Origin of the sequence: Flavobacterium tructae (genome assembly GCF_001853485.1) — a bacterium.
In the GTDB taxonomy this organism is placed as follows: Bacteria; Bacteroidota; Bacteroidia; order Flavobacteriales; family Flavobacteriaceae; genus Flavobacterium; species Flavobacterium tructae.
The window spans coordinates 1-17,044 of the sequence record NZ_MIKE01000023.1 but is presented as its reverse complement, the minus strand read 5'-3'; the positions used below and the strand labels follow the sequence as shown (position 1 = coordinate 17,044).

Here is a 17,044-nt window from a genome sequence, read left to right as displayed (position 1 = left end):
AGTTATAAAGTTTTAAAGATTTGTTCTAAATGGTTGGTATAGTTTACCTTAAAGATACCAATATTTTCTTCAGTTGCCCCCTTTTCTACATCATGAAAATGGAAACCGTCTAATTTCTCCATTCCTACAAATTTATTCATTTTATGGAAACCAAACATAACCCCTTCATCTACAGTTGTTTCTTCAAAAAATTCTCCCGGAAGCGTGAAAGCCGTTGCAGGGGCATTCCAGCTTGTGGTAAGCATGTATTTTCGTCCGTGCAAAAGTCCGCCTGTACCGTAATTGATATCCGGATTTGTCCTTGTTCTGCCGTCGTTTTTGTAAATTCCTTTTTGATGCCCGGCAGTAAAAACGTCATCAATATATTTTTTAAAAAGATTTGGTAATTGAAACCACCAAACAGGTGTGTGATAAACGACTACATCTGCCCAAACGAATTTTTCGACTTCTTCGTCTAAATCGAATTCTTGTTTTATATCAGTTGTTTTAATTTCAAATTGCTTGCTCTTTGTTAAGTATTCTATTGTCCAATCTGTAACGGTTTGATTGAATTTTCCACCTGAATGAGCAAAGTTTTGCCCGCCGTTGATAATAAATATTTTCTTCATTTTGTGAATGTTCTTGTAAATTTTGTTTGCGTATAAATTATTGTAATAGATTAAGGCATGATTTTTTTAACGTTTCAAAAAAGACGTTAAAGAATTATTTGGCAAAATTATACCATGTTTAATGATATCGAATGGTATATATTTGTGTTTTTTAGGTATATTTGCAACGGTAATAAATAATAGGCAGTATGAAAAAAGAAAATTTATATGAACCGTTCAGTGTTTCTTTTGAGACTTTAGAGGAATATCCGGATGTAGGAGATCGTCATAACTTTTTTGAATTGGTTTATGTTTTGAAAGGAACGGGTTTGCAGTGTATTAATAAAAATGTTTTTGAATACGATGCGGGACATTTGTTTTTGCTTACACCTGAAGACTGTCATAATTTTACCATTGAGACCAAAACAAATTTTTTCTTTTTGAGATTTAATGATATTTATCTGAAAAATTCAAGTCTTCAAAATGAAAACATTCAACGTTTAGAGTATATTCTACAAAACGCAAATCATCAACCGGGCTGTATTTTAAAAAATGTTGCCGATAAATGCCTCGTAAAAGTTATGGTGGAAGCTATTATTCGGGAGTATGAAGATAAGGATGTTTATAACAAAGAATTGATTCAGCAATTGGTCAACACCCTAATTATCGTGGTAGCAAGAAATATTGCAAAGTACTTGCCGGAACAGGTAAATATCGGCTGTGAGGCAAAAGCAATGGATATTTTGCAATACATTCAAAACAATATTTATTATCCTGAGAAAATCAAAGCAGAATCGATTAGTGACTTTTTCGGAATTTCAAGTACCTATTTAGGACGTTATTTCAAGAAGCATGCAAACGAAACCATGCAGCAGTACATCAGTAATTATAAAACAAAATTGATTGAACATCGTTTGCAATTCAGTGATAAACGAATCAATGAAATAGCTTATGAATTTGGTTTTACAGATGAAAGTCATTTTAATAAATTCTTTAAGAAACAAAAAGGAAATAGTCCTTCCGAGTTTAGAAAAACAATCAGGATCAGTGCTTAAACACGGATTTCACTAATTTTTTGCCACAGATTAGATGGATTAGAAAGATTTTAATTCGTGTGAATTCGTGAAATTAGTGTATAAACACGGATTACACTGATCTGCACTAATTTTTTCGCCAAGCAGTGAAAAGGATTAAATAGATTTTTAATTTGTGTTAATTCGTGAAATTAGTGTTTGGTCTAAGATGTTTTAAATCTGGAATCAAAATTCATTCGGGTAGTGCTGACAACCTTAATTTTCTTACTGTCCGGATGAGCGGGATTTATGAGGTAATTGAATTCCTGCGGTACAATGCAACTGGGAACTTTTAAAATAGCAGCTTCATTGTAATCAATAAAATCATCGCCAATGGTTTGTGTTATCAGGATTGGTGGTTTGGAATTCCAGTCTTCCGGTAAATCTTCCAGACGAACTTCCTGAATGGTGATTTCATCCGGGATTTCGATTTCGACATAAAACCGATCCAGAGGTAAATCTTCACTTAAATCTAAATGAACAGATACTTCAAGTGTGGCGAGCGCTCTGCTTTCAGCTGTGTAAACCATACGGGTGTTGAGACTGTTCCATCGGAAACCTTCAGACATCGAGGCTCCGATTCCTGCTAAAGTAGTGGACAGGTATTTTTCTCTTTCGATTCTAAAAACCTTCATTAAGCTAAGTTTCCGTACTCTAATCGGTTTAAGCTAAATTTCACCTCGTTAATTCCTGTTACGGTGTCCAGCATGTTTTCAGGAGTACTTCCGCCAATAGATAAATTAGGCTTTTTAAGCCACCTTTGAAATTTTTCTTCTTCATTATTGAAAACTTCCAGGCCGTAATCGATCAGTTCATTGATTAAAATAACCAATTCACTGTCTCTGCTGTCTAAAAGTAAATGCTCGCTTTTTTTCTTGTTGTAAGTGGTTTGAGGAATTCCCACAATTGCCAGCATAGATTTTACAGGGTTGTTTAATCGCCTGCTGATGACTTCAATTGAATCATAAGGAATACCGGATCGGATAACCCCAACACGTTCCATTTTGTTGCTCCAGCTGTATTCTTTCCCGTCAGAACTTAGAGTTGATCTTTTAATAGAAATTACTTTCCCGGAAGCATTTCGAATGCTTCTCTTAGTATCAAAAGGTTCTGTATTTTGTTTTATCTTTTCCATGATACAACTATTTTGTTATAAAGATACAATAATTCTGTTGTTCATGTCAAAGTTTGGAGAAAAAAATATTTTCGATTTACAAGGATAGAGTTAAATGATCTTCTTAATTACACGCAATTTGTGAGTGTGTTTGTTTGTTTCGGGATTGTAGATTCCTAAGTGATCCAAACGATCAATACGAACTTTACCGCTGGCATGAATGATGTAATTATTGTCCATAATAATACCAACATGCGTAATATTTCCTTCGTCGTTATCAAAAAAGGCTAAGTCGCCGGCTTCGCTTTCTTCGATAAAGCTCAAGGGTTCTCCGTCAAGAGCCTGTTGTGAGGCGTCACGATGAATTTTATAGCCGTTTAACTTGTAAACCATTTGAGTGAAACCTGAACAGTCAATTCCAAAAGGAGTTTTACCTCCCCAAAGGTAAGGTGCGTTAAGATACATAAAAGCAGTACTTATGATAGCACTCTTAGGCTTGATGCCGCTGGTTTTGGTGCCTTCAAAATCAAAATTTGAGATATTGATTTCACTGTTATTTAAAAAAGACAAAGAAGCGCCAAGGGGAATTGGCAGTAACAAATTATTTGAAGAAGTGATGTAGTCAATCAAGTCGGCATTTAGGATAATAGCTTCACTGCTTAATTGATTGAAATTTGCTTCAGAGATAATCTGGTATTGTTTTGAATCTACCCAGCCTTCATAGTCGTCGTATTGAATTCTTATTCGGGCCCATTGATTTTGACGTTCCAAAATCTCGATATGTTCACCAAACAAAAGTTGAGTAACGATTTCACTTCTGTCACTTGGCTCAGCTCGTACGGGTACTATGGCTAGATTGCAAATTCCGAACATTTAGGGTAGTTTATAAGTTAAAAATTAGGAGTTATCTGGAAAACAAATAACTCCTAACAGAATAGTATTTAGGCTCTCTCGATAACAATTGCCGAAGCACCGCCACCGCCGTTGCAAATTGCTGCAGCTCCGGTTTTAGCATTGTTTTGTTCTAAAACACTTAGTAAAGTTACGATGATTCTTGCTCCTGAGCATCCTAGAGGATGTCCTAATGATACAGCTCCACCATTTACGTTTACTTTGTCGTTATCAAGACTAAGGATTTTTGAATTGGCTAATCCAACTACCGCGAATGCTTCGTTGAATTCGAAATAATCAACATCACTTATTGAAATTCCTGCTTTGTTTAAAGCTTTTGGTAATGCTTTTGCCGGGCTTGTTGTAAACCATTTTGGCTCCTGAGCAGCATCTGCATAACCTTTAATGTAAGCAAGAGGTTTTAATCCTAAGGAAGTTGCTTTTTCTTCAGACATTAGAATCAAAGCAGCGGCTCCGTCGTTTATCGTAGAAGCATTGGCAGCAGTAACTGTCCCGTCTTTAGTGAAAACGGCTCCTAGTGTAGGGATTTTGTCTAATTTTACATTGGTATATTCTTCGTCTTTTGAAACGATGATTGGTTCGCCACGTCTTTGTGGAACCTCTACAGGAACAATTTCATTATCAAATTTTCCGGCATCCCAGGCTTTTGCACTTCTTTCATAAGATTGAATAGCAAAGTTATCCTGTTCTTCACGGCTGATGTTGTATTCAGACGCACATAAATCAGCGCAAACTCCCATTGCGTTGTTATCGTAAGCATCTGTCAAACCATCTTTCTGCATTCCGTCAAGCATAGAAGCCGGACCAAATTTAGTTCCGTTACGCATTTGTACATAATGTGGGATCAAGCTCATGTTTTCCATTCCTCCGGCTACTACAATTTCAGCATCACCACAAGCAATAGCCTGTGCGGCGAACATAACAGCTTTCATTCCTGAAGCACAAACTTTGTTTACGGTTGTAGCAGCAACTTCTTCAGATAAACCGGCAAAAAGCGCAGCCTGACGTGCTGGTGCCTGGCCAACTCCGGCCTGTACCACATTACCCATAAATACTTCATCAACTAATTTTGGGTCAAGGTTAATTTTTTGAAGTGCGCCTTTTATTGCGGCAGCACCTAACTTAGGGGCAGGTACAGTAGATAAACCTCCCATGAAACTTCCGATAGGCGTTCTAACGGCAGAAACGATAACAACTCTTTTGTTCATTTTCTGTTAATATTAGTTAATCAAGCAAATTTACTCTTTATTTAAATAAATTCAAATTTTGTGTCAATTCGATTGAATTTTAAATTTAATGTGAATTTTTAGTTAATTCTATTTATTTGATTGTGAAGCGTTTTGAAAAAAAGATTAAAAAAACTTAAAAAAAAGCTCCGAAATAGTTGTGAGATATGGAATGTTGTCTTACATTTGCAACCGCAAAACAGAACACGTTTCTTGAGCTTGGAGAGGTGCCAGAGCGGTAATGGAGCAGATTGCTAATCTGTCGACGGGTAACCGTCGCCAGGGTTCGAGTCCCTGTCTCTCCGCTTAGATTTTGCCTCGGGGTGTAGCGTAGCCCGGTTATCGCGCCTGCTTTGGGAGCAGGAGGCCGCAGGTTCGAATCCTGCCACCCCGACAAGAACTTTGTCGGAAGTTTAATGAAAATGGACGCATAGCTCAGCTGGATAGAGCACCTGCCTTCTAAGCAGGCGGTCGAAGGTTCGAATCCTTCTGCGTTCACAAAAAGCCACTCCAATCGAGTGGCTTTTTTGTTTTGTAATAAATTGAGATTTGGTTGCAAGCGCAGTTGGATAGGTATACCGATTTTTATCGGGACGGTCGAAGGTTTGAATCTTTCTGTGTTCACGAAAAGCGATCCAATTGAGTGACTTTTTTTATGATGTGTTAGATTGGTTTTTTTCTTGATCTGCATCGGATCAATGGGTAATCTAAAAATGATGAAACTTTTCATTATCAAAGGTGCGTTGATGGTTCGCAAATAACAGGTTGAATTAGAGAGAGTGAATGTATAGTCATTTTTGATAAAGCAATTAGTAATAACCTGCAGGGCAATGCGGGACAAGCATTATTTTTAGTAATAAAATAAATTATGAATAAAAGACAAATTCTTGCGGCTATTTATGTTTGTTTTATACCTGGTTTGACTCTATTAGTGGGGGCATTTTATTTTTTTCAACAGAAATTAAATTTTATTGAAAAGGCAAGTATTGTTTACGGTACAGTTATCGAGTCGATACCTCTTGCGGGCAATAAGAATGGATCGCTTTATTATCCTCATGTTTCATTTATTACGAAATCAGGTAAGCCAATAGATTTTACTTCTAATGTGGGGGCTTCTCTTCCGACTTACATTGCAGGAAGTCCCGTTAAGGTTTTATATGATCCAACTAATCCGAATAAAGCGGAGATTGACGGGATTTACGCTTATATTGTAGACCCAATGCTTTTGGGTAGTTTTGGCGTATTTTTCCTTTTAATGGGTTTAGGTGTTATTTTAAACGAGTATCAAAAAAGTAGGAAAAAGGATTGATATTGAGTTTTCAAGTCTTTAACTTTTGAATTTACATAATATTAAAAGCAGAATAATAGCGACTCAGAAGTAATGAGCTGGATTTTTATGGATTCCGGAATTTTACCGGGTTACTGGTATTAAAATGCTTTAGAATCTTCTTAGGTGCAGTGATGACTTCTTTACGAATAGAATCAAACCATTCTACTTCTTTACTGAGCTCAGCACAGCATTCATTTTTGGAATTAAAAAAGCAACTTTTAATATTGATTTTGTCATTTATTAAGCAATATTTCATCTCAACAAAAAAATGTTCCGTAAACATTAGGTTTTTATAGCAGACCAGTGCATATTTTCCTTCTTGTAAATCGAGTTGTAAAGAATTTAGTCTTTCTCTTGAAAATCCATTTTGAAATAAAAAACGGTATAGTAATCGTAGTGTATAGGAGTTGTATGTGGTCTTCTCCATGACCATGAGATCGTTTACGTCCTCACCTGTAACAATATAATTTTTGCAGATCATTTGAAATTTTTTAGGTTAATAGAAGAAGAGGCCAGCTAAGTATGAAACTGACCTCTAACCAATAGTCATGTTTAATAATCTTTTAAAGCAAAAAGTTATTAGGCTGGTTAATGTTGAATTGGGAAATTCTACTCACTAGTTAAGCCTGATCTTTTAAAATGGATTATTTAACTAACAGAAAATTGTAACTAATCTTAATTTTGTCAGCAATTTTCTTTCTGACAAGACTTGGTATTTCGATATCAAAATCTTCAGGTTTGACTTCAAATGAACCTACGGTACTAAGACCATTGGCTGCCTTGGATATTTTGACGTTTACTATAATAGGTTTTGTTTTTCCATGAATGGTAAGATCGCCTTTTAGAGTGAAATTTTTAGGAGTATTGGTAATTTTAGAAATATCAAAATCTTCTAATTTGCCTTTTAAAGTTGCTTTTGAAAACTTTTCAGACTCCATATAATTTTCGTTGAAATGTTCCTCCATTAAAGCAACCTTAAATCGGAAACCTTTTATCAGAGCCAGAGCTGCGAAATCTCCTGTAGATTGATCCAGAATTGCAGACACGCTTTTATTTTCAGCAGCAACTTCTTCATAGGAAGGCACAGTAGCCTGAAATTTTATAGTACCTGTTTTTGTGATTACTTTTTGTGTATATCCGTTGGTATGTATCAAAATGAGTAAGAGCACTGCAAAGAAATTAAGAAACGATTTTTTCATAATAATTAGTTTTCTTTTAGTCCGTCTGTATTCCATTTCACAATCAAATCGATATTGGCCTGAGACATTCTTCCTGCCTGAGGCATAATTCCTTGCTGACCATTTTGTAGTTGAATTCGGTTCAGTAAACCAGCACCTTCAGTGGCTGTTTTTACCTCGGCATATGTGGTCAATGGTCTGAAACCAGCGGATCTTCCGCTTTGATGACAGCCTACACAATTGGCGTCAATAATTGCTTTTACATTTTTAGAATAACTAATTGCAGTGGTTGGTGTTTCGGGTCCCGGAGTAGGATTGTCTGTAACTGGAGGAGTTTCTATATCTTTGTAAGTGTCAGAATCACTGCAGCTTGTAAGTGTTAGTGCAGCTGTTAGAATTGTAAATGTTAATGTTTTTTTCATGGTTTGCTTGTTTGTAGTTATTAAAATACTCTGTATAAGTTAAATCCGAAAAAGAAATCTCCTTTCCCCCAGTTTCCGGCGGCATTGGTAAGGTATCCGCTTTCACTCATAGCTTGTGAATTGGTGAAAATTAATTGAAATACATGCCCTCCGGTTTCGACATCAAGACCAACAGACAGTGGGTTTTCATAAAAATTAGGTTTATTAAAGTTGTGCATGTATTCTAAATTGACAGATAATCTTTTGGTAATTTTATAACGTCCGCCACCGCCAAAAGAAAATTGGTTGTCTCTTTCTAAGTCCGGATTGTAAAGATTTCTATGCACAAATGAGGGTACTAGTTCTAATGATAGTTTTTCATTGACTTTTCTGGATAGTAGTAATTGTTGTACAAAAGTTATGCGATGCTTAAATTCTAAACCAGGATATTGATGTTTTTCCAGAAATGTATTGATATCTGCAACACTGTAACCAACAATGTCTACGGGAAAGCTATTGCTTTGTCTCATTATTCGGTATTTTGCTCCTGTTTCATACAGTTTGTTTAAGGTATGCCGGGACAGGCTCACGGATAGCCAGTCTGTAACACCATAAATACCGCCAAGTTTTGTAGTGGCATTATCAAGGCCAAAAAAACTGTCAAAACCATCTTTAACACTGCCAAAACGATGAGAGACTACAAAATAGAATTCTTTTTTTGCAGGCATTTTTGTGGTTTGTAAGGTGACCAGTTGTAAGGCTTTAAAAGTTGCTGTGGGAAAGTTTTCCTGTACCTGAGTAGAGTCAAGGCTGCTTAGTAAATCATCTTGCGAATAAGCTATAGTAGCCAGGAAAAAGCAGATTGGGACTAAAATTTTTTTCATAAATGGATGAATTGATTTATTGATTAATTAATGGTGCACTGGTCTAGTTTGACTTCTTGAAATAATTCATCAAAACCAATGCATTTGCCTTTAATGGTTACTTTGTTGTTCAATAATTTGTCTTTTGTTTTTTTGGTAAACAAGCAAAAAATGTTGTTTTCAAGTATCACAACAGAATCGGTTTCTTTGGTTACTTTTCCGGTTATTTCTATTGTTTTATTGAGATATAATGAATCTGCTTTTTCTGTATTTGAGTTATAATCATCAAGCAATTTTGTTGTTGTTATGCTAAACTCAGGTATTTCAGATTCTATATTGCGTGCTTCCTTAAAGAGAAAACCGTAATAAAAATAGAGGCCTGTCGAAATCAATACTAACGAGGCTGCAATTGCAAATGCGATTCTTTTTCTGTTCATTTTTTATTCTTTTTTTGATAGGGTTCAATAGTAAAACAGCTTTAATGCGGATTACCCTACTTAAAAAGTGATATTTTTAAAAAAAAAGTACGAGATTTATTAAGATTCTGTTGTTAATAGAATGAGGATGAGGTTTTAAGGTCTAGGGTCTTTAGTTGTCGTAAGGTTGGAGAACAGATGAAAATTCAAGTTAGTTCAACTGAAAGTAGAACTAACTTGAATAATTGTAGGTTAAGAGAATGTATAAATGAATTGGAGAGAAATATTATGCTCTTTAGATTGCCGGTGGCGAATCTTTTACGGGTACTGGCCAAACAGCAGGACTCGGAAAACTAATTCCTTTATTGGCACCTCTTACGTTGGTATCTTGTCCAAAATAATACAAAGGCCAGCCATTGTAAACCAATTGAGATTTACCAAATACCGTAATTACAGAAAATTTAGATTTGTCAAGAGTAGAAGGAACAACTATTTTGTCTGTTTCATAGATAGGCCAAACGGCATTGTTTGAAAAATCTGCTTTTGTAAAATTGTTTTTCTTGAAATTATCATTCTTAAAAGTATACAGTGTCAGTCCTTTTGCATCTGTAAAGTAGGTGGTCAGACCATCGCCGACAGTGTAATCAGATTTGTAGTTTTTTCCGTCATGTCCAAGAAGCTGACTTCTGACTAACATAATCGAATAGTCTGGTTTTGCTATAAACCAAACACCGCCAACACCATCTCCTGTTGTTTGTCCAGCAGTTTCCGGTGTATTAGTTCCGTTTACACTTGGCGCATAGTAATACAGTGGCCATCCTTTGTAGGTCAGCTGTTTTTTACCTGATGTGGTAGTTATGGAAGCAAAATCAGTGAGTGTTAATCCGCTACTTAATTTTTCAGCAGTTAAATTATCTACATAAAATGGAGGCCAAACAGCTTCGCATCCGCCTGTACATGAGGCTTGACCCTTTGCATCTGTTGCGAAAAAATATAAAGATTTTCCATCTTTATCAGAAAGATAAGAGCCTAATGTGGTACTTGTTGAAAGTGCAATTTCTTTTTTTGCTTCCGGAGTAACGGTAGTGTTATCCTTGTCATTGCTACAGCCGGCAAGAAATAGGATGGCCGCAAGAGCAGTAAAAGCTAGTTTAAATGGTTTTGATTTCATGGTTTTTTAATTTAGGTTATATGAAATGGGAAATGTGCTTTACCTATTTAGTAAAGTGTTTTATTATAATGTCTAGATATCAGCAAGAGGTATTTGCTTTTGATAGGTAATTCGTGCGATGAATTCGAAGTCTATGAGCTATCATAGAAAAAATACGCTAAATGGTATTGGATGAAGTTGTTTACTAAAGTCACTTTTTATTTGGATAAGATTCAATAGTAAAACAGCTTTGATAAAGGTTACCCTACCAAAGAATTGTTGTTTTATTAAAAAAAAGAAAAGTAATTTTAGGTAAACCTTGTGGAATAAGGCTAAAATGAAACTCTAAAACTCATGTTTGGAGTTCTTTGCAGCGAGAAAGTTTCAACTTCTTCTATAGAATTGGTTAAAGAGCTTACTCTATAATATTCACTGATTTCATTTTTTCTGTTTAGGATATTCAAAATAGACAAACCAAGTTTGTATTGAATTCCATTTGCGGTTTCCCACTTGTAAGTAGAGGAAATGTTGACTTGTGAAAAAATATGTACATTAGTATTGTTTGGTTTGTTGTACACCAATACAAGATCTGAGAGATTAATTTGCGAAAAATCAGGCGAGGTTTTTGGTCTGCCGGAAGACCATTTTGTACCCAGGGCTATTTTGAAATTGTTCTTTTCATAAATTCCTGCCCACGACACCGTATGCATTACCTCAAAATTGTTGGGAAAACTTGGAGGTTCAAAATTAGAGAAATAGTAATTATTATGGTTGTAGGTATAGCTTAACCAGGTGAGAAAGTGGTTCATTTTTTTCTGAAGCAACATTTCTGTCCCCAGGACTTCGTAGTCGCCAGTCATTCGGACAAATTCTAATTGGTTTTGAAAGCCCTGACTGGATGTTATGATTCCGGATACTTTTTTATAAAAATTTTCTATATCCAGTAGCCAGTTGTTCTTTTTGTAAAATAAGTTTAAAGATATTTGTTTGCTCCTTTGAATGGGAATGGTTGTATTATTGGACACGATCCAGCGCCTTTTTTCAATGCCGAAATAATCTTTCTGTAAATCAATAATTTGCTGTGAATTTTGGCTTTTTAACTCAGCCAGCAATTCTAAATTTAAACTCTTGTTGATGCCATAATTAAATTGAATGCGAGGTTCGATATTGTATTTTTTAAATTTTTCAATATAATTAATACGAGTTCCTGCTTTAAAATAGATTCGGGAAAGTGTGTCGTTGTATTTTCCTTCTAAGATTAGAGCATGAGTTTTTAGTACATCTTTTACTTTACGATAAAAATCAGGATTAGTTACTTGTTCTAAATTAGTAATACCAATTTCATTGAATTGGTAGCCATCGCTTAAACTAATTTTAGAGCTGATAATATGGTGGTTTTCCATATTAATTCCATTATTATTAACCGTATTCTCCTGAATCACGATTTGATCTCCAAAAGTAGTTTTTTGGTTGGCCAAAAGTTCATAAGCCGAATTGTAAACATTAATTTTGGTTGTATTAAAGTTGTTCCAGTTTCTTTTCCATGACAAATTTCCACCATAATTTTGTTGACGCAAAACATTGTTTTCCGATTTATTTATGTCGTATACGGTGGCGCTTTGAAAAACTTCCAGATTATCTTTAATCGTGATTAAATCAAGTATAATTTGATCTTTAGCGCCTATTTTGCGTGTATATTTTAAGGTAGCATCATAAAAGTCAAATTTTTTATCACTGCGATAATTTATATTTTGTTTTTCTGAAAAGTCGGTGATGGTAGTGTTTTGAAATACTTTATTAAAATATTCCTTATAGGTTGGGGTTTCTACAAAATCGGTAATCGATTTGCGTGCCGAAATTTCGATAGAACTCTTTTTGCAAAGATTGTACTTGGCGTAAATATCAGCGTTTATCATATTGATTCCGGCACTAAAAGTATTCTTTTCAGTTGTTTCAGGAGTAGAAGAAATGGCTACTACACTAGATACGCTCTCACCGTAAAATGCAGAGCTCCCATTTTTGTAAATGGAAATGGTATGTGCCAAATTGGGATTAAAAACAGATATTAAACCAAAAAAATGTCCGGTTTGGAACATCCGTATTCCATTCCATAAAAATAGATTCTGATCGTGAGTGCCGCCGCGTACGTTGATGCTGGAAACGCTTTCATCAAGACTGTTGACACCAGGAATTTGTTGCATGGTTTGCAAAGCATCAGGTTCTATAAGTCCCGGTAGAATACCAAATTTCTTAGGTTTAATTTCAAAAGATCCATCCGGGCTTTTTGAAATCCCTGAAGCCAAAATAGCATTGGCTTTAATTTCCTGAAGCTCCGTTATTTCAGACTCTAATGTTATTTGCAGGCAAGTTTTGGAAGAGGAATTATTAACTACAATTTTTTTGGTGATAAAGCCAATATGACTGATCAGAAGGGTGTTTTTACTGTCTTTTCTAAACTCAAAATAGCCATTGGAATTGGTTGTGACTTGAGTTTTGTTAAGCAGATTAACATTAGCGTTTTCAATAGGTTTTTTATAGTCATTAGAGAAAACATAACCACAGATCATTTGTGATTCACTATCATTTTTATAAATATTAATGAATTGGTTTTCAATATTTTCAAATGACAGATTGGTTTTTTCTGTAAGATATTGTAGCTTCTGATCTAAAGTAAGTGATTTTTTAGGTGGAGATATTTGTAGATTGGTAATATTATCTTCTGTATAATTAAAACTTACATGATGTTGTTTTTCAATAGCTGCTATAATTTTTTTAAAAGGCACAGCTTTTCCCTTATCTTGAGAGCAAACATTCAGGACAAGAAAAAATATAAAAAACAAAAAATGAAACCGTTTGGGGAATGACATTTATTTCTCGTCAAATATTATCTTATTTTTGGAGACTTTTTTGGCCTCTAAATGATAGGTTGTACTAATAATTTGTATCGCTGTATTTAAATCTTTAGCTGGTAATTTTCCGGTAAATAGAGAGGTGGTATCTTTTGTGTTTAGTTCGATTGTAATGTTGTATTGTCTTTCAACTTCGTCTAGTATCGTTCTAATGTTTTCTTGGTAGAAAAATATTTGATTGTCAATCCATTCGGGTTTTAACGAGTTTATAGTGGTGTTTACCTGTTTGCCATTTTCAAAATTAACGCTTTGTCCGTGAGTTAACACAATTTGAGTGTTTGCATAATTCACTCTTACACGTCCTTCATAACAAACGACATCAAACTTGTTTTTTCTCACCTTAACATTAAATTGAGTTCCTAAAACGGATACTTTTCCCAGGCTGGTCTGTACTTCAAAACGTTGGCCTTTGGCAACCTTAAAATAAGCCTCTCCCTTTAATTCAAGGTGCCTGTTGTTGACCCAATTCCATTTTTTGTAACTTATTTCAGAACCTGAGTTTAGGACCACTTCAGAATTATCAGGTAAGGAAAACGTAGTTTTCTCTCCAAAATTTGCGATTTGCGTCTGAGGAACTAAAAGTTTCATAACAAACGTAATTCCGAGTACCAACACAAAGACAGCGGCAGCTCGGAACATCCAGTTTTTGTATAAGGGAATTGCTTTTGGAGTTACCGTTTTCTGATTCAGGATGTTAGATAACATGGCATTTTCATCCAAATCACCTACTTCTAAGTGAGCAGTATAATTCTTTATTTTTTGGTATTTTTCAAAATCGGGACTTGCTTCAAATTCAGCTAATTCATCCTGAGATAAATCATTGTTAAGCCATTTTGCTAATAAGCGATTTTTTTTCATTATACTGGTATTATATTGTTAAAACAATTGAATCTAAATTTACCCTACTTCTATAAATCAATTTCTTTGCGTAAACTCAGTAAAGCAAGATGTATGCGTTTTTCAACTGCCTTTACGCTAATATCTAACGCTATGGCAATTTCACTGTATTTTTTTCCGTCAATTCGATGCATCAGAAAAGCGATACGTTGTTTTTCGTTTAAATTTTCAATGGCTTTCAAGAGTTTGGCTTGAAATTGTTTCTCCTCCAGAATATATTCCGGATTTTCATTTGTTTTATCTAAGCCGGTGAAGTTTTTCTCATATCTCAAAACAACTTTTTGATGCGCAATTGCATTGAGACTACTGTTATTTGCAATAGTATAAAGATATGATTTTGCTTTTTCCAAAGGTACAGAAGCACAGTTTTGCCAAAGTTTTACAAATGCCTCCTGGGCTAAATCTTCCGCCTGATTGAGATTGCCAAATTTGTAAAAAAGAAAATTACGAAGTGCTTTTACCTGACTTTTAAAAAAAGTCGAAAAGATTATTTCGTCGCAAGTATTGGATTGGTCTTTTTGTGGCATTTCGTTTTTCAGTTGTTACCTTGCAAAAGTATTTGTTTTTGGTTTAAGTAGGGTAAAAGCAAAGCTGATTGTTTTTATATAAATAGGAAGTGTTGTCTTTGGTTGATAATTAATGTTTTGTAGAATCAAACGAAAGACCTTGATGAGGATTTATTAAAAAACAGTTTCTTTAATTTTGTTACCTTTGTAAAAATATAAATATGTTCCCTTTAAAAAAATATTTATCAATAGTGGCTTTCTTGCTTTTGCTTTCTTGTCAGAGCGAAACAGATGAGAAAGACGATACGGCACAAGGAACAGTCACAAATGTTTCGCCGCTTACTACTTATCTGCAAAGGGTTGCAATGGTTCAAACCGTGCAGGATAATGTAATCGACGGATCTAGTTATTGTACTATTAGGCTGCCATATACCGTTACGGTTAACAATGCAAAAATTGCTATAAACTCCACTGCCGATTATAAAAAAGTCACAGACAATATAAATGCAAATGCATACGATGATGATATTGTAAAAATTGATTTTCCTGTAATGATGGTGTATTATAATTATATTGAAAAAAATATTCCGACTGAATCTGACTTTAAAGCTTTAATCGACTACTGGAATCTTTATCCAGATTTGTTGTCTAAAATTAATGGACTAAAGGTCAACTATCCTATAACGATTAATATTTATAACAGTGCAAATCAAATTGCAAGTTCTGTTTCGATTGTTAGTGATCAGACTTTCTTTAATTTTATAAAAAATTTGAATAGCAGTCAGTATATTTCATTAAAATATCCAATTTCGATAGCAGATTATAATAATCAGACAAAGTCAATCTCTAATAATTTAGAGTTTGAAAATGCGATAAAATATGCGATTGACAATTGTCCTGAAAATAATATTGTAACACTTGATTTTCCGCAAACTATAACAAAGGGGACTTGGGAGATACCTTATTTTTTTGATGACTCAGAAAAGACGTCTACTTATATAGGTTATTCTCTTGTTTTTAAAAGTGACAAATCTGTAGTGGCTACAAAAGGAGCGACCTCACAAACTGGTCAATGGGAAAGTACTTTGCAGAATGGGGTTAGAGAAGTTAAAATAGAGTTTAATTCAGAACCGCTAAGTAAATTGAATCGAAGCTGGAGGTTGTTTGAGTTTAATAATTCTCAAATTCGATTACGTGATATCAGTACTACTACGGATTATCTTTATTTACAAAAACAATGATACTTGAAGAACGATGTTTTTGTGTCAACCAGATCATCGCATATACTCGTATTGTAAAAGAAGTTATTGATAGTTTAAATTAAATACTATATATAGTATACAACCCGACAGGTTTTCAAAACCTGTCGGGTTTGTTTTTTTTACTACCTATATATAAGGAGTGATTCTGTCCGGCTGAGCGAAAATGCAAGAAAAGCAGTTTCTGTCCATCTGAGCGAAGTCGAAGCCATCAGGTTTGCAATTTGAGATTCTATACTATATATAAGAGTAGTTTTTCTGTCCAGCTGAGCGAAGTCGAAGCTTTATCCCGCTATCCGCTGCAATCTTTTGCTTTTTAAAGGAAAAATCAAAAGGATTTCCACTGCTATCGGGGCTAGGGTATGGGTTTTCAAAAGAAATAAGGCAAGAAAAACAAAAACTTCGCGCCTTTGCGTCTTTGCGAGATTAGTAAGAAACCAGTAAAAATGGGGCTTTGTATCTAGTAGTTTCATTTGAACGAAGAAAAACCTTTCAAAGCTGAAAATAATTTAATTTGTAAAAGAGGTGTTATCAGGGTGTTAAGAGAAAGTTTCGAAAAAGATTAAAAATAAGTTTGCAAAAAGCTTGTAAAAGCGGATAAAGTGACTACTTTTGCACCCGCAACAGCGATAAACGTTCACTGAAATACTGACAAGCGAAGGAATTAAAACGGAAAGAAATTTTCAAAAAAAGATCCCAAAAAGCTTGCGAGTAAAGAAAGAAAGTTTTAAGTTTGCACCCCGCAAAACAAGGGAAGTTCATTGAAAGATTGGTAAGGAGAGAAGTTGAAAACGAAAAGAAATTTTCTAAAAAAAAAACTTCAAAAAACTCTTGCCGATTAGAAATAAGTTTTCTACTTTTGCACCCGCTTTGAGAGACAAGCGAGATTAAGAAAAAAGAATACGTTCGTAGACATATTGAATTGACAGCCGTTTCGATGAAAATCGGAACAAAAGAATAAGAGTAATAGAATCGTAAGATTCGAAAAGAACCGATAGATATCATCGCAATATAATATAAAAATATACGATGAAGAGTTTGATCCTGGCTCAGGATGAACGCTAGCGGCAGGCTTAACACATGCAAGTCGAGGGGTATATGTCTTCGGATATAGAGACCGGCGCACGGGTGCGTAACGCGTATGCAATCTACCTTTTACAGAGGGATAGCCCAGAGAAATTTGGATTAATACCTCATAGTATAGTGACTCGGCATCGAGATAC

At 34.8% G+C, this 17,044-nt stretch carries 17 protein-coding genes, 3 tRNA genes and 1 rRNA gene; 7 read left to right on the top strand and 14 right to left on the bottom strand.

The window, feature by feature from the left end; genetic code table 11:
• Positions 1-2 precede the first annotated feature (2 nt).
• A complete protein-coding gene (locus BHE19_RS11035) occupies positions 3-608 on the bottom strand; it encodes an NAD(P)H-dependent oxidoreductase (RefSeq protein ID WP_017495968.1) in 606 nt (201 codons plus the stop codon).
• Between the two features lie 188 nt (positions 609-796).
• On the opposite strand from BHE19_RS11035, the gene BHE19_RS11030 reads away from it, so the two are divergent.
• Complete coding sequence (locus BHE19_RS11030) at positions 797-1,642, top strand: AraC family transcriptional regulator (protein WP_017495967.1); 846 nt, start codon at positions 797-799, stop codon at positions 1,640-1,642.
• A gap of 182 nt (positions 1,643-1,824) precedes the next feature.
• Here BHE19_RS11030 and BHE19_RS11025 read toward each other — a convergent pair whose 3' ends face one another.
• The 4 genes from BHE19_RS11025 to BHE19_RS11010 form a co-directional block, all read right to left on the bottom strand.
• Positions 1,825-2,295 (bottom strand): RES family NAD+ phosphorylase, encoded by a 471-nt coding sequence (locus tag BHE19_RS11025; protein ID WP_070907169.1) that lies wholly within the window; start codon positions 2,293-2,295, stop codon positions 1,825-1,827.
• Complete coding sequence (gene parS / locus BHE19_RS11020; protein WP_017495965.1) at positions 2,295-2,795, bottom strand: type II RES/Xre toxin-antitoxin system antitoxin; 501 nt, start codon at positions 2,793-2,795, stop codon at positions 2,295-2,297. The genes BHE19_RS11025 and parS overlap by 1 nt, the downstream gene beginning before the upstream one ends.
• A gap of 90 nt (positions 2,796-2,885) precedes the next feature.
• Positions 2,886-3,647 (bottom strand): C40 family peptidase, encoded by a 762-nt coding sequence (locus tag BHE19_RS11015; RefSeq protein WP_017495963.1) that lies wholly within the window; start codon positions 3,645-3,647, stop codon positions 2,886-2,888.
• Between the two features lie 68 nt (positions 3,648-3,715).
• Entirely contained in the window at positions 3,716-4,894 is a 1,179-nt protein-coding gene (locus BHE19_RS11010) for an acetyl-CoA C-acyltransferase (RefSeq protein WP_070907168.1), read from the bottom strand.
• Positions 4,895-5,133: 239 nt separating this feature from the next.
• Between BHE19_RS11010 and BHE19_RS11005 the strand changes: the two genes are divergently transcribed.
• The 4 genes from BHE19_RS11005 to BHE19_RS10990 all read left to right on the top strand — a co-directional run bounded on the left by BHE19_RS11005 (position 5,134) and on the right by BHE19_RS10990 (position 6,221).
• Positions 5,134-5,217 (top strand) — tRNA-Ser (locus tag BHE19_RS11005).
• 14 nt (positions 5,218-5,231) lie between these two features.
• Positions 5,232-5,306 (top strand) — tRNA-Pro (locus BHE19_RS11000).
• A gap of 30 nt (positions 5,307-5,336) precedes the next feature.
• Positions 5,337-5,410, top strand: a tRNA-Arg gene (locus BHE19_RS10995).
• Positions 5,411-5,780: 370 nt separating this feature from the next.
• The gene (locus BHE19_RS10990) at positions 5,781-6,221 is read left to right on the top strand and encodes a DUF3592 domain-containing protein (RefSeq protein WP_070907167.1); all 441 of its coding nucleotides are present in this window, start codon (positions 5,781-5,783) and stop codon (positions 6,219-6,221) included.
• An 85-nt stretch (positions 6,222-6,306) separates the two neighbouring features.
• Here BHE19_RS10990 and BHE19_RS10985 read toward each other — a convergent pair whose 3' ends face one another.
• The 9 genes from BHE19_RS10985 to BHE19_RS10945 form a co-directional block, all read right to left on the bottom strand.
• Positions 6,307-6,723, bottom strand: a complete 417-nt coding sequence (locus BHE19_RS10985) for a hypothetical protein (protein WP_070907166.1) — start codon at positions 6,721-6,723, stop codon at positions 6,307-6,309.
• 163 nt (positions 6,724-6,886) lie between these two features.
• Positions 6,887-7,441: a YceI family protein gene (locus BHE19_RS10980; RefSeq protein WP_070907538.1), complete on the bottom strand. Its 555-nt coding sequence runs from the start codon at positions 7,439-7,441 to the stop codon at positions 6,887-6,889.
• Positions 7,442-7,446: 5 nt separating this feature from the next.
• Positions 7,447-7,842 (bottom strand): c-type cytochrome, encoded by a 396-nt coding sequence (locus tag BHE19_RS10975; RefSeq protein WP_070907165.1) that lies wholly within the window; start codon positions 7,840-7,842, stop codon positions 7,447-7,449.
• Positions 7,843-7,862: 20 nt separating this feature from the next.
• The gene (locus tag BHE19_RS10970) at positions 7,863-8,705 is read right to left on the bottom strand and encodes a DUF5777 family beta-barrel protein (protein WP_070907164.1); all 843 of its coding nucleotides are present in this window, start codon (positions 8,703-8,705) and stop codon (positions 7,863-7,865) included.
• A gap of 23 nt (positions 8,706-8,728) precedes the next feature.
• Positions 8,729-9,121 carry an OB-fold protein gene (locus tag BHE19_RS10965; protein WP_070907163.1) on the bottom strand — a complete coding sequence of 131 codons (393 nt, stop codon included), beginning with the start codon at positions 9,119-9,121 and terminating at the stop codon, positions 8,729-8,731.
• A gap of 274 nt (positions 9,122-9,395) precedes the next feature.
• Positions 9,396-10,271, bottom strand: a complete 876-nt coding sequence (locus tag BHE19_RS10960) for a COG4315 family predicted lipoprotein (RefSeq protein ID WP_070907162.1) — start codon at positions 10,269-10,271, stop codon at positions 9,396-9,398.
• A 311-nt stretch (positions 10,272-10,582) separates the two neighbouring features.
• Positions 10,583-13,033, bottom strand: coding sequence for a TonB-dependent receptor (locus tag BHE19_RS10955; protein WP_233431373.1), 2,451 nt, complete (start codon positions 13,031-13,033; stop codon positions 10,583-10,585).
• Between the two features lie 84 nt (positions 13,034-13,117).
• Positions 13,118-14,017 (bottom strand): FecR family protein, encoded by a 900-nt coding sequence (locus tag BHE19_RS10950; protein WP_070907160.1) that lies wholly within the window; start codon positions 14,015-14,017, stop codon positions 13,118-13,120.
• Between the two features lie 50 nt (positions 14,018-14,067).
• A complete protein-coding gene (locus BHE19_RS10945; protein ID WP_070907159.1) occupies positions 14,068-14,583 on the bottom strand; it encodes an RNA polymerase sigma factor in 516 nt (171 codons plus the stop codon).
• A 200-nt stretch (positions 14,584-14,783) separates the two neighbouring features.
• Between BHE19_RS10945 and BHE19_RS10940 the strand changes: the two genes are divergently transcribed.
• Positions 14,784-15,803 (top strand): hypothetical protein, encoded by a 1,020-nt coding sequence (locus BHE19_RS10940; protein WP_070907158.1) that lies wholly within the window; start codon positions 14,784-14,786, stop codon positions 15,801-15,803.
• A gap of 1,044 nt (positions 15,804-16,847) precedes the next feature.
• A 16S ribosomal RNA gene (locus tag BHE19_RS10930) occupies positions 16,848-17,044 on the top strand; the annotation flags it as partial.